The 13,008-nt window shown below is 57.8% G+C and carries 11 protein-coding genes; 5 read left to right on the forward strand and 6 right to left on the reverse strand.

The window, feature by feature from the left end; translation table 11 throughout:
- Positions 1-7: 7 nt before the first annotated feature.
- On the reverse strand, positions 8-199 hold the full coding sequence (locus tag IAE50_RS10340) for a YnbE family lipoprotein (RefSeq protein WP_054803764.1): 192 nt from the start codon (positions 197-199) through the stop codon (positions 8-10).
- Positions 196-2,835 (reverse strand): YdbH family protein, encoded by a 2,640-nt coding sequence (locus tag IAE50_RS10345; protein WP_200580213.1) that lies wholly within the window; start codon positions 2,833-2,835, stop codon positions 196-198. Before IAE50_RS10345 ends, IAE50_RS10340 begins: the two co-directional genes overlap by 4 nt.
- A gap of 287 nt (positions 2,836-3,122) precedes the next feature.
- Between IAE50_RS10345 and IAE50_RS10350 the strand changes: the two genes are divergently transcribed.
- Together IAE50_RS10350 and hslJ are read left to right on the forward strand one after the other, a co-directional pair.
- Positions 3,123-4,112: a 2-hydroxyacid dehydrogenase gene (locus IAE50_RS10350; protein ID WP_094419953.1), complete on the forward strand. Its 990-nt coding sequence runs from the start codon at positions 3,123-3,125 to the stop codon at positions 4,110-4,112.
- A gap of 107 nt (positions 4,113-4,219) precedes the next feature.
- Positions 4,220-4,642, forward strand: coding sequence for a heat shock protein HslJ (gene hslJ, locus IAE50_RS10355; RefSeq protein WP_094419954.1), 423 nt, complete (start codon positions 4,220-4,222; stop codon positions 4,640-4,642).
- Here the strand turns inward: hslJ and IAE50_RS10360 are convergent.
- Positions 4,636-4,902 (reverse strand): DUF333 domain-containing protein, encoded by a 267-nt coding sequence (locus tag IAE50_RS10360; protein WP_023478601.1) that lies wholly within the window; start codon positions 4,900-4,902, stop codon positions 4,636-4,638. The two genes, hslJ and IAE50_RS10360, sit on opposite strands and share 7 nt — an antisense overlap.
- A gap of 280 nt (positions 4,903-5,182) precedes the next feature.
- Between IAE50_RS10360 and nifJ the strand changes: the two genes are divergently transcribed.
- The 3 genes from nifJ (at position 5,183) to ttcA (ending at position 10,106) form a co-directional block, all read left to right on the forward strand.
- Complete coding sequence (nifJ, locus tag IAE50_RS10365) at positions 5,183-8,707, forward strand: pyruvate:ferredoxin (flavodoxin) oxidoreductase (protein WP_200580214.1); 3,525 nt, start codon at positions 5,183-5,185, stop codon at positions 8,705-8,707.
- 123 nt (positions 8,708-8,830) lie between these two features.
- Positions 8,831-9,043: a KTSC domain-containing protein gene (locus IAE50_RS10370; protein WP_094419956.1), complete on the forward strand. Its 213-nt coding sequence runs from the start codon at positions 8,831-8,833 to the stop codon at positions 9,041-9,043.
- 127 nt (positions 9,044-9,170) lie between these two features.
- Positions 9,171-10,106, forward strand: coding sequence for a tRNA 2-thiocytidine(32) synthetase TtcA (ttcA, locus tag IAE50_RS10375; protein WP_042712108.1), 936 nt, complete (start codon positions 9,171-9,173; stop codon positions 10,104-10,106).
- A 51-nt stretch (positions 10,107-10,157) separates the two neighbouring features.
- On the opposite strand, the gene dbpA is transcribed toward ttcA, so the two are convergent.
- From dbpA to zntB, 3 genes are all read right to left on the reverse strand, one after another.
- Entirely contained in the window at positions 10,158-11,531 is a 1,374-nt protein-coding gene (dbpA, locus tag IAE50_RS10380; protein ID WP_200580215.1) for an ATP-dependent RNA helicase DbpA, read from the reverse strand.
- Positions 11,532-11,593: 62 nt separating this feature from the next.
- Positions 11,594-11,743 carry a hypothetical protein gene (locus IAE50_RS10385; RefSeq protein ID WP_164896942.1) on the reverse strand — a complete coding sequence of 50 codons (150 nt, stop codon included), beginning with the start codon at positions 11,741-11,743 and terminating at the stop codon, positions 11,594-11,596.
- A gap of 276 nt (positions 11,744-12,019) precedes the next feature.
- Complete coding sequence (zntB, locus tag IAE50_RS10390; RefSeq protein ID WP_094419959.1) at positions 12,020-13,003, reverse strand: zinc transporter ZntB; 984 nt, start codon at positions 13,001-13,003, stop codon at positions 12,020-12,022.
- Between the last annotated feature and the right edge of the window lie 5 nt (positions 13,004-13,008).

The raw sequence follows: 13,008 nt of genomic DNA on the forward strand, positions 1-13,008 counted from the left end.
CATCGCCTCAGAAGAGATCGCTACGGGATTTCAACAGGCTCTCCACATCTTTATCGACCTTGATATGGATCTCATGCTCAATTTTGACGTTCATGTTGATGGTGATCGGCTCTTTTGGCGCCGCCACTTCAATTCGCGGCGTACAGCCAGCCAGCAGCGTTACCGCCAGCAGGCCTGGCACGATTTTCAGGGTTCTCATCTCTTTTCCTCGCACGACGTGCCCTTTTTGCAGCGCGTATCGGGCAGCGCCGCATGTTGCTCCAGCCATGACTGTAAGTTGTCAGCAAAACGCAGACTGCGCCATAGCGTGAACAGATTTTCCTGATGGGTGTAGTTGAGATTAACACGCCCGCTTTTCCCTTCGGCATAACTGGTGCCGGAAAGCTTCGCTCGCAGGGTTAACTGCCCCAGATTATCGACATCGATCTTCGTCCACGAGCGCGAAATTTCCATATAGCGCAGCCAGTTAATCGCCGCGCCCGCCGCCATATGGTCGTTGACGATGGCGTCCGCGGTGTTTTTATCAAGCCGCAGCGTCATCGGCCCCGGGTTATGCAGCCAGCCATCTTTGATGATCCAGCGTGGGTTATCGAGCCATAGCGGCAGCGCGCCGTCAACGGGGCCGGAGAGCGCGAACTGCTTCGGATTCACCGCGCTTATCACTTCACTCGCTTCAATATGCTTCAGGCGCAGCAGCGCCGCGTCGTGCTGCGGCAGGCGGAGCTGTTGCAGCGTCACTTTGCCACCCAGCACATCGACGCTGACATCGCTGAGGGTAAGCGGGTCCTGCTCGCTGTAGGGCCACGTCCCCTGTAAATCGGCGGTGATATTTTTTGCCGTCACCTGGTTGACCACTTCACCGATGCGCAGCGACACCGGGTGGCGCGTGCCGAGTTGCCAGCTGGCATCGCGGTAGCGGAACGGCAACACAAAGTCGACGCCGTGGATCTCGTTATCCGGCGTCCAGACGCTGCCATTTTTCAGCACGCCGTGGCCGCCTGCTTCAAACCCCTGATCGGCTGCGGCGGAAAAGGCAACCTGCGCGTAGAGCGAGCCATCAAGCAGATTCATTTTCCACTCCGGCGGCACAAGCGGCTGGAACACGGTCAGGGATTGCTGTGGCCACCACGCCTGGCCGCGCAGGCGCTCACCGTCCCAGCGACCATTCACCTGCACCGGGCCAATCGCTTCGGCGTTAAGCGCCCCTTTGAACTGGAACCGTGTCGGCTCTGTGCCATCAACGCTGAAATGCAGGGTTGAGGGCGGTAAAACGCTGCCGCTGCTGAAGGTCGTTTTGCCTGCATCCAGCGTCAGAGCGCCGGTAAAGCGCGGTTTAGCCGCATTACGCAGCCAGCGCACCGGTTTATCCAGCACCAGCCTCGGCTTACTCATCTGCATGGCACCATATTGCAGCTGATCGAAGCCGGTAGAGAGTTCCGTTAAGGTGATTGCCTCGTCGCGCCACTCTCCCCGCCCGGCAACATCCCAGCGGGCGTGCATCGGCGTGAAATGACCATCGCCCCAGTAACGCCAGCGCCACAATCCGTTATCCGGCAGGAAATCCTCCGCCCGGCCGTCAAGATGGAGGGTGAAGTCGCCGAGCGCATTCTCATGGGCGCGCAGAATGGCCTGCAACCGCCCGTCGATGCCGCGCTGCGTCAGGCTGACACCCGCCAGCGGCCAGCGCACCTCATCAATATTTAGCGAATCAATAATGCGCCCTCGTGAGCGCAGCAGCGCGCCGGGGCTGAAGGCCAGGTGCGGATCCTCAAGGCTACCGCTGAGGCGGCCGGGGAGCACGGCATAGAAGATCAAATCGCCCTGCTTCGCCTCACCGGTCAGCTGCAACGGCATATCGCTGTTGCCAGGGCTGAGGCGTCCCGGCCCGAAGTTGAGCACGGCGTTACCTTTGCCGGCATCGCCCTGGGTCAAGACATTTAACCGCCCGCTGATACGTGCATTTTCAAGACCGGCCTGCCAGTTATCGATGTTCACGCCGACGCGGCCGCTCAACGGAAAGCCCTGATAGGGCCAGTTCCAGCGCCCGTCGCTGATGGCAAAGCGCTCTTCGCTCATCTGCCAGGGGAGATCCAGCAATGGCTCCCCTTCGCCACGCGCCATCACAATCAGTTGCCCCTGGTTATCGCGCCAGTCGAGATCGACATCGAGGATGTGCGGCTGCTGCGGCAGCGTTAAGGTGCTCTCCATATGCCCGTTCACCGGGATGCCCGCCGGATCGTTGGGCAACGTAAATTCACCGCCAAGGGTAAGTGGCGGCTGATCGCTAAACAGCTTTAGCGCCATGCGATTGACGTTCAGCTTCTGGCCCTGCAGGCGCGCATTCAGTTCGACGCGTTCACCCTGATAAGTGAGCGCCTGAACCTGCGGCGTCAGCGCCAGCGAGAGTTTGCCCTGCCACGTTTTCCACGGCGACACCGTCAGGCGATCGACGGTTACCCAGCTGTAAGGCAGCAGCGACTGCCACTGCGCCAGCGAACGCGGCGCGCTACTCTCTTCCTCGTTTTTGGCGAGTCTATTCAGGCAGTCGGTGTTAATCACCAGCGTATCGATATGCAACTGCCAGCGGCTGGGATGGGTCAGCCGGGCATTGCGGAGCTCGCCGAGGGTACACTCACCGGCGATGTAGCGTAAATCGGGGATATGCAGGGAGCGGAAGGTGATGCGCGGGCTGTCGCTCATGGCGATGCGCGTGTCGGCGGGCAACCAGATGCCGACCAGCGTCGGCACCCACTGCGCCAGCGTCAGCAGCAGCGTGAGCGGCAGCAGTATAAACAGTAGTGCCAGTGCGATGGCGGCCTTGTATTTACCCTTCATGGGCGGCTAATATCCTGATTTTGCATCTAATTGAGGCGAAACTGGCGTCTATTGTGCCACGTCGCGGCGCGATATTGAACGCACACGCCTCGTTAATCATAGACTGGCCGCTGCGTTTACCCCTAATGAGCGTTCAAGCGATGAGCCACCGATCTCTCTTCCCGGGATAGACATATACTCAATCTGGAAGCATTCACCTCGCCTCTGTCTCTAAACAATATTTGAGCATTTACTTAATAATTTTAAAACGTGATAATAGAGGCAGAAAATCATTGGAGAAAAGTCTTATGAAAATCGCGATATACAGCACAAAACAATACGATAAAAAGTATTTGCAGCAGGTAAACGAGCGCTATGGCTACGATCTTGAATTTTTCGACTTTCTCTTAACGGAAAAGACCGCCAAAACCGCCAATGGCTGCGAAGGTGTCTGTATTTTCGTCAATGATGACGGCAGCCGCCCGGTGCTGGAAGAGCTGAAGAAGCTCGGCGTGAAGTTTATTGCCCTGCGTTGCGCAGGCTTTAACAACGTCGATCTGGACGCGGCAAAAGAGCTGGGGCTGAGTGTCGTGCGCGTACCGGCCTACTCGCCGGAAGCGGTGGCTGAGCATGCTATCGGCATGATGATGACCCTCAACCGTCGCATCCACCGCGCCTATCAACGCACCCGCGATGCCAACTTCTCCCTTGAGGGCCTGACCGGTTTCACGATGTATGGTAAAACGGCGGGCGTGATCGGCACCGGGAAAATCGGCGTTGCCGCGCTGCGTATTCTGAAAGGTTTCGGTATGCGTCTGCTGGCGTTTGATCCCTACCCGAGCGCAGCGGCGCTGGATATGGGCGTCGAGTATGTTGACCTGCAAACGCTCTTTTCGCAGTCAGACGTCATCTCCCTGCACTGCCCGCTGACGCCGGAGAACTTCCACCTGCTCAACCAGACCGCGTTTGAGCAGATGAAAAACGGCGTGATGATCATTAACACCAGCCGCGGCGGACTGGTGGATTCCCAGGCCGCGATAGAAGCATTAAAGACGCAGAAGATTGGCGCGCTGGGAATGGACGTGTATGAGAATGAGCGCGATCTCTTCTTTGAGGATAAATCCAACGATGTGATTCAGGATGATGTGTTCCGCCGCTTGTCCGCCTGCCACAACGTGCTCTTTACCGGCCATCAGGCCTTTTTGACCGCCGAAGCGTTGACCAGTATTTCGGAAACGACGCTGGAAAACTTGCGTCAGTTGCATGAGGGCGAAAGCTGCCCGAACGCGCTGACCTGAGACCCGCTCCCCATTGCCGGGGAGAGTTTTAAGAGTAACCCCGGTGACACGGCTGTTCGACCGGGTACAATTCCCACCGTTTTGATGGAACGAACCCAGAGGAAAAGATGAAAAAATTGATCGCTTTGGTCGCGTTGAGCGCAGTGCTTGCTGGCTGCGTCAGTTCCCGCGCCGTACAGCTGAAACCAGAACAACTGGAAAATCAGCGCTTTGTATTGACTACATTTAATGGCAAAAGTATTGCGCCAGATGAGCCGAAACCCGAGATCCGCTTTGATAAAGATCTGCGCGTATCCGGCAAAATGTGTAACGGTTTTACCGGTCAGGGCAAACTCTCTGAAGGTGCCTTAACCGTGAAACATCTGGCGATGACGATGATGATGTGCCCGGACGCGCAGCGTAACGAACTGGACCACACCATTAATGCGATGCTCGCCGAAGGTGCGCAGGTTGATCTGACGGGGAATCAGCTGACGCTGACCACTGCGACGCAGACCCTGATTTACACCCGCGCCGCGAACGCTCAGTAACTTCCGCAACTGCCGGTGGCAAGCGACTGCTCGCTGCAGCGTTTGCCATTTGGCAGTGCACACATCCCTGTCATTGACCCATCAAGCTGGCGTGCGACGGACATTGAGCCGCCGATCATCGCACAGTTGGCCTGCCCACTATTAGACATCGCCGCTTTTAACCCTGGCGCAACGTGCGCGGCGGTTGCCTGCTGTACAGGTTCACTGCTGCAGGCTGACAATAACAGTGCGGCACACCCAATCCATAATGCTGAACGCATCTCTTCCTCTCCCCCATCAAAAAAGCGAAACCCAAGCATCATAGGCAGCCCGGCGCAATACGTCGAGGGCTGAAACTCATCTTTGTGGCGCGGTGAAACACTTTTTTGCGATTTTTCCTGCTTGATGCGCAACGCAACCGCTCAATTCATTGACTCACGTTATGAGTCAGGACACAAAAGCGAAAATTGTTCAGCGGGGCGTTTGCTAAGATCAAAGCACAACTACAGGACTCGTCGCCGTAAAACGCGTCCCTTCTCTTGAGCAATGTAAGGGTGCCTTATGATCACAATTGACGGTAATGGCGCAGTCGCATCCGTTGCGTACCGCACCAGTGAAGTTATCGCCATCTACCCGATTACCCCCAGTTCAACGATGGCTGAACAGGCAGATGCCTGGGCTGGCAACGGCCTGAAAAATATCTGGGGCGACACGCCGCGCGTGGTAGAGATGCAGTCAGAAGCGGGGGCGATTGCCGCCGTGCACGGGGCATTGCAGACCGGGGCGCTCTCAACGTCGTTTACCTCATCGCAGGGTTTACTGCTGATGATCCCGACCCTCTACAAGCTGGCCGGGCAGTTAACTCCCTTTGTGCTGCACGTTGCCGCGCGAACCGTCGCGACCCATGCGCTGTCGATTTTTGGCGACCACTCCGATGTGATGGCGGTGCGTCAGACCGGCTGCGCCCTGCTCTGCGCCAGCAGCGTGCAGGAAGCCCAGGATTTTGCCCTCATCTCCCATATCGCGACGCTGAAAAGCCGCGTGCCATTTATTCACTTCTTTGATGGTTTTCGCACCTCGCACGAGATTAACAAGATCGTGCCGCTCCCGGACGACACCCTGCGCGCGCTGATGCCCGAGCAGGAGATTGACCAGCATCGTGCGCGAGCGCTCAACCCGGAACACCCGGTTATCCGCGGTACCTCGGCGAACCCGGACACCTATTTCCAGTCCCGCGAAGCGACAAACCCTTGGTACAACGCCGTTTACGACCACGTTGAGCAGGCGATGGATGATTTTGCCGCCGCCACGGGTCGCCACTACAAACCGTTTGAGTATTATGGTCACCCGCAGGCGGAGCGCGTAATCGTACTGATGGGCTCGGCGATTGGCACCTGCGAAGAGGTGATTGATGAGCTGCTGACGCGCGGAGATAAAGTCGGCGTGCTGAAAGTGCGGCTCTATCGCCCCTTCAGCGCCGCGCACCTGCTGGCGGTGCTGCCGCAAAGCGTGCGCAACGTGGCGGTGCTGGATCGCACCAAAGAGCCGGGCGCGCAGGCGGAGCCGCTCTATCTCGATGTGATGACCGCGCTGGCGGAAGCCTTTAATTGCGGTGAGCGCGAAACGTTGCCGCGCGTGATTGGCGGCCGCTATGGGTTGTCGTCGAAAGAGTTCGGCCCGGAGTGTGTCTTAGCCGTTTTCAATGAGTTGCGTGCCGAGAAGCCGAAGCCGCGTTTCACCGTTGGCATTTATGATGATGTTACTCACCTCTCCCTGCCGCTGCCGGAGAACACCCTGCCGACGCACGCCAAACTGGAAGCGCTCTTCTATGGGCTTGGCAGCGATGGCAGCGTCTCGGCGACCAAGAACAATATCAAGATCATTGGTAACGCGACGCCGTGGTACGCGCAGGGCTACTTTGTCTATGACTCCAAAAAAGCGGGCGGGCTGACGGTTTCCCATCTCCGCGTCAGCGAAAGGCCGATCAACTCGGCCTATCTGGTGTCGCAGGCCGATTTCGTTGGCTGTCACCAGTTGCAATTTATCGACAAATACCAGATGGCAGAGCGCCTGAAACCGGGCGGTATTTTCCTGCTCAACACGCCTTACAGCGCAGATGAGGTATGGTTGCGCCTGCCGCAGGAAGTGCAGGCGGTGCTCAGGCAGAAAAACGCCCGTTTTTATGTCGTTAACGCGGCGAAAATTGCCCGCGAATGCGGGCTGGGCGCGCGCATCAACACTGTAATGCAGATGGCCTTTTTCCACCTCACCGCCATCCTGCCGGGCGACAGCGCGTTAACGGCGTTGCAGGGCGCGATTGCGAAAAGCTACAGCAGCAAAGGCCAGGAGCTGGTAGAGCGCAACTGGCAGGCACTGGCGCTGGCGCGCGACTCGCTGGCTGAAGTGCCGCTACAGGAAGTGGACAGCCAAAGCGCGCATCGCCCGCCGGTGGTCTCAGACAGCGCGCCGGACTTTGTTAAAACGGTGACGGCGGCGATGCTGACCGGGCTTGGCGACGCCCTGCCCGTCTCTGCGCTGCCGCCGGATGGCACCTGGCCGGTGGGCACCACGCGCTGGGAGAAGCGCAATATTGCCGAAGCGATCCCCATCTGGAAAGAGGAGCTGTGCACCCAGTGTAACCACTGCGTGGCTGCCTGCCCGCATTCGGCGATTCGTGCCAAAGTGGTGCCGCCACAGGCGATGGAGGATGCGCCGGCAAGCCTGCATTCGCTGGATGTGAAAGCGCGCGATATGCGCGGCCAGAAATATGTTTTGCAAGTGGCACCGGAAGATTGCACCGGCTGTAACCTCTGCGTTGAGGTCTGCCCGGCGAAAGATCGCCAGAACCCGGAGATCAAGGCGATCAATATGATGTCGCGCCTTGAGCATGTCGAAGAGGAGAAAGCGAATTATGACTTCTTCCTCGACCTGCCGGAGATTGACCGCAGCCAGCTGGAGCGCATTGATATTCGTACCTCGCAGCTTATTTCGCCGCTGTTTGAGTACTCGGGTGCCTGCTCCGGCTGTGGCGAAACGCCCTATATCAAGCTGCTGACCCAGCTCTATGGCGACCGCATGATGATTGCTAACGCCACTGGCTGCTCCTCGATTTATGGCGGCAACCTGCCCTCAACGCCCTACACCACCGATGCCAACGGGCGCGGGCCGGCGTGGGCCAACTCGCTGTTTGAAGATAACGCCGAGTTCGGGCTTGGCTTCCGCCTGAGCGTTGACCAGCATCGCCAGCGCGTTATGCGCCTGGTAGAGCAGTTTGCTGACGCGCTGCCCGCCGACCTGCTTGCGGCTCTGCGTGCCGATGCCACGCCAGAGCTGCGCCGCGATCAGGTAGCGGCCCTGCGCAGCGCCCTTGCCGATGTGGAAGGCGCGCAGCAACTGCTGACCGATGCCGATGCGCTGGTCGAGAAGTCGATTTGGCTGATTGGCGGCGATGGCTGGGCCTACGATATTGGCTTTGGCGGCCTCGATCATGTGATGAGCCTGACCGAGAACGTCAATATCCTGGTGCTTGATACCCAGTGTTACTCCAACACCGGCGGACAAGCCTCGAAGGCGACGCCGCTCGGTGCGGTCACCAAGTTTGGCGAGCACGGTAAGCGCAAAGCGCGCAAAGATCTCGGCGTCAGCATGATGATGTATGGTCATGTCTACGTTGCGCAGATCTCCCTCGGCGCACAGCTTAACCAGACGGTGAAAGCGATTCAGGAAGCGGAGGCTTACCCCGGCCCGTCGCTGATTATCGCCTACAGCCCCTGCGAAGAGCATGGCTACGATCTGGCGCTGAGCCACGATCAGATGCGCCAGCTGACCGCCACCGGCTTCTGGCCGCTCTATCGCTACGATCCGCGTCGCGAAGCGGAAGGCAAAATCCCACTGGCGCTCGACTCCCGTCCACCGTCGGATGCGCTGGCAGAAACGTTGCTTAATGAGCAGCGCTTTAAACGCCTGAATGCGCAGCAGCCGGAGGTGGCTGAGCAGTTGTGGAAAGATGCAGCGGCAGATCTGCAAAAACGCTACGACTTCCTCGCGCAACTGGCCGGGAAAGCGGAAAAAAGCGCGGCTGAATAACGCGCAAAGCAAATAAAAGCCGCCGGTTGTCCCCCGGCGGCTTTTTTATGTCACTGTTTTGCATGACAACGGGCGGCAAGCTGGCTAATAATCACCACTCAACCCGGCGGCAAGGACATCTTCATGCGTCATCACCCTGTTACATCATCACGAATTGCCTCTGTGGGGTATGACCCGCAAAGCCGCACGCTGGAGATCCGCTTTCACGATAAGCGCACCTATCAATATCACGAGGTGCCCGAGCGCATTTTTACCCTTTTTCTTACCGTCGTGTCGAAAGGCCGCTTTTATGATGGCGTGGTGAAAGGCAAATATAAGGAAAAGCGCATCGCCTGAGCCACCCTTGCCAAGTGATAAATACCTGCCACAGGCGTAAATCATTGGTACAATCCCGCCCTAATCGCGTATCTCTGCCCGTGGTTTACCGACCGCTGGCGCAAAAAAACCGAATTGAGCCTTTTTCATGTCGCAAAATCAAGAAATTAGCAAAAAAGAACAGTACAACCTCAACAAGTTGCAGAAGCGTCTGCGCCGTAACGTCGGCGAGGCGATTGCCGACTTCAATATGATTGAAGAAGGCGACCGGATTATGGTTTGCCTCTCCGGCGGCAAAGATAGCTACACCATGCTGGAGATCTTGCGCAACCTGCAGCAGAGTGCGCCGGTCAACTTCTCGCTGATTGCGGTCAACCTCGATCAGAAACAGCCCGGTTTCCCGGAGCATATTCTGCCTGAGTACCTTGAAGCGCAGGGCGTGGAGTACAAAATCGTCGAAGAGAACACCTACGGCATCGTGAAAGAGAAGATCCCGGAAGGCAAAACCACCTGCTCGCTCTGCTCACGCCTGCGCCGCGGCATTCTCTACCGCACCGCCACCGAACTGGGCGCGACGAAAATTGCTCTCGGCCACCATCGCGACGATATTCTGCAAACGCTGTTCCTAAATATGTTCTACGGCGGCAAGATGAAAGGCATGCCGCCGAAGCTGATGAGCGATGACGGCAAGCACATTGTTATCCGCCCGCTGGCCTACTGCCGCGAGAAAGATATCGAGCGCTTCTCCGAAGCCAAAGGCTTCCCGATTATTCCGTGCAACCTCTGCGGTTCGCAGCCGAACCTGCAGCGCCAGGTGATTGCCGATATGCTGCGCGACTGGGATAAACGCTACCCGGGCCGTATCGAAACCATGTTCAGCGCGATGCAGAATGTGGTGCCATCACACCTGAGCGATATCAACCTGTTCGATTTCAAAGGGATCAAACATGGTTCGGAAGTGGTCAACGGCGGCGACCTGGCATTCGATCGCGAAGAGATCCCGACGCAGCCAGTTGGCTGGCAGCCGGAAGAGGATGATGCCCAGCTCGATGCGCTACGGCTGAATGTGATTGAAGTGAAGTAAAAAAAAGCCTCTCAGGTCACTCACTGAGAGGCTTTTTTAATGGCGCTGGCATTATTTCAGCAATCGCACACGGCAGGCTTTGCCTTTGATTTTGCCGTTTTGTAGCTGTTTCCACGCCTGGCGCGCCACGCTCTGTCGCACTGCGACATAAACATGCGCCGGATGGACGGTGATCTTGCCGATATCGGCCCCGTCCAGCCCCATCTCACCCGTTAACGCCCCCAGCACATCGCCCGGACGCATTTTGGCTTTCTTACCGCCATCAATGCATAGCGTGGTCATCTCTGCCGCCAGCGGCGCGATGGCGACATTGGCTGGCGCAGAAAGCCAGTTCAGCTTCAGGTGCAGCATCTCCGAGAGAATATTTGCCCGCTGCGCCTCTTCCGGTGCGCAGAGGCTAATCGCCAGCCCCTGATTCCCGGCGCGCGCGGTGCGCCCGATACGGTGAACGTGCACTTCCGGATCCCATGCCAGCTCATAGTTAACGACCAGCTCAAGGGATTTGATATCCAGACCGCGCGCGGCGACATCGGTCGCTACCAGTACACGGGCACTGCCGTTAGCAAAACGCACCAGCGTCTGGTCGCGGTCGCGCTGCTCCAGATCGCCATGCAGCGCCAGCGCGTCCTGGCCTGCGGCGTTCAGCGCATCGCACACTTCCTGGCAATCTTTTTTGGTGTTACAGAAGACCACACAGGAGGCCGGGCGGTGGACGCTCAGCAGTTTTTGCAACAGCGGGATTTTGCCGTGACGGGAGACTTCAAAAAATTGCTGCTCGATAGCGGGCAGATCGTCAACGGTATCGATCTCTACTGTTTCCGGGTTGCGCTGCACGCGCCCGCTGATAGCCGCGATGGCCTCCGGCCAGGTGGCGGAAAAGAGCAAGGTCTGGCGCTGTGCTGGGGCAAAGCGAATTACCTCATCAATGGCGTCGCTAAAGCCCATATCGAGCATGCGATCGGCTTCATCCATCACCAGCGTTTGCAGGTTCTCCAGCGAGATCGTGCTTTTTTGCAGATGATCCAGCAGGCGGCCCGGCGTGGCGACAATGATATGCGGTGCATGCTGCAACGAATCGCGCTGCGCGCCAAACGGCTGGCCGCCGCAGATCGTCAAAATTTTGGTATTCGGCATTGAGCGCGCCAGACGGCGCAGTTCACTGGCAACCTGATCCGCCAGTTCGCGCGTCGGGCATAAGATCAGCGACTGGGTCTGAAAACGGCTGCTATCGATATGCTGTAACACGCCAAGACCAAACGCCGCTGTTTTACCGCTGCCGGTTTTTGCCTGCACGCGGACATCTTTTCCGGCCAGAATCAGGGGAAGCGCAGCAGCCTGCACGGGGGTCATGGTGAGGTAGCCCAGTTCGTTAAGGTTATCGATCTGGGCGGCGGGCAGCATATTCAGTGTTGAAAAAGCGGTCAAAATAGAGTCTCGCGATAAAAGGCTTCGGTTCAGCAGGCGCGTATCCTCTCAGATCTGCCCCCTTAACGCGACAATTTAATCGGCTCTTCATCCGGCGGCGGATCCGGCAACGGCTGCGGTTTTGGGATCGGGTCCGGGATTGGCACCGGGTCATTCGGCACGGGGTCGGGCGGCAGTGAATAGAGCGCGTTGCGTAACGTCAGAGTAGCCATGGTGATCTCCACTTCAGCATTGTCGTTACTTTAAAGGTAGAAGCTCATGGCGCAGAGGCAAAAAAAAGCCGACTGATTAAGTCGGCATCGTACGAATCAATTGTGCTATGCAGTAATTCAAAAAAAGGAAGTAAGACAATATGGAGCGCAACGCCCATCGCTTGACGTTGCATTCACCTGCGACGTGAATATTGCCCTGAATAGGCGCGGCGTTTATTGACCTCGCTCAACTTAAGTGGCGTTTTAATGTTCAATTAATGTTAAAAAAGTTAAATTTTACAGCCATTTACTACGATGCAGCCACCAGGTGACACCACCGATCAGCAGCGCTAACGCGGCGCAGAAGATGGCGAAACCTAAGTGCCAGCCGCCGCCGGGAATGCCGCCAAGGTTGACGCCAAACAGCCCGGTTAAAAAGGTGCTGGGGAGAAAAACCATCGCCATCAGCGACATGGTATAGGAGCGCCGCGCAAGTGACTCCTGCATCACCTGGGTGATCTCGTCGGTCATCACGGCGGTACGCGCAATGCAGGCATCAATCTCATCCAGCCCGCGTCCGAGGCGGTCGGCGATATCCTGCATGCGGCGGCGCTGATCGTCGCTCATCCACGGCAAACGTTCGCTGGCCAGCCGCGCAAAGACATCGCGCTGCGGTGCCATATAGCGACGCATCACAATTAACTGCTTGCGCAGCAGTGCCAGAATGCCGCGCGGCGGAACCTGCTGGTCGAGCAGGTCATCTTCGAGATCGATAATCCGGTCGTGAAGTGATTCGATAAACTCGCTGGCGTGGTCGGTGAGCGAATCGCAGACATCCACCAGCCAACCGCCGCAATCCGTTGGCCCGCTGCCCTCTTCCAGTTCGCTGACGACATCATCCAGCGCCAGCACTTTTCGCTGTCGCGTCGAGACGATCATCCGCTCGTCCATATAAACGCGTACGGCAACCAGCTGATCGGGGCGTTCGTCGGTGCTGCCATTAATGCAGCGCAGCGTAATCAGCGTCCCTTCGCCCATGCGGCTCACTCTCGGCCGTAAACTCTCGCCCGCCAGCGCGTTACGCACGCTGTTCGGTAAGACGGGCGTCGTTTCCAGCCACTGCGCGCTCTCCTGGTTGGTGTAATTCAGGTGCACCCAGCAGGGTGTCTGAGCGGTGATCTCATCATCCGCTGCCAGCGGTTTGACGCCGCCTTTGCCGTCCAGCTGCCACGCGTAAACTGCGTCCGGTACCTGCAGGTCGGCTCCTTTGATGGCTTCCACTGCGC

It is taken from the genome of Kosakonia sp. S42, from assembly GCF_016624785.1.
Classification (GTDB): Bacteria; Pseudomonadota; Gammaproteobacteria; order Enterobacterales; family Enterobacteriaceae; genus Kosakonia; species Kosakonia cowanii.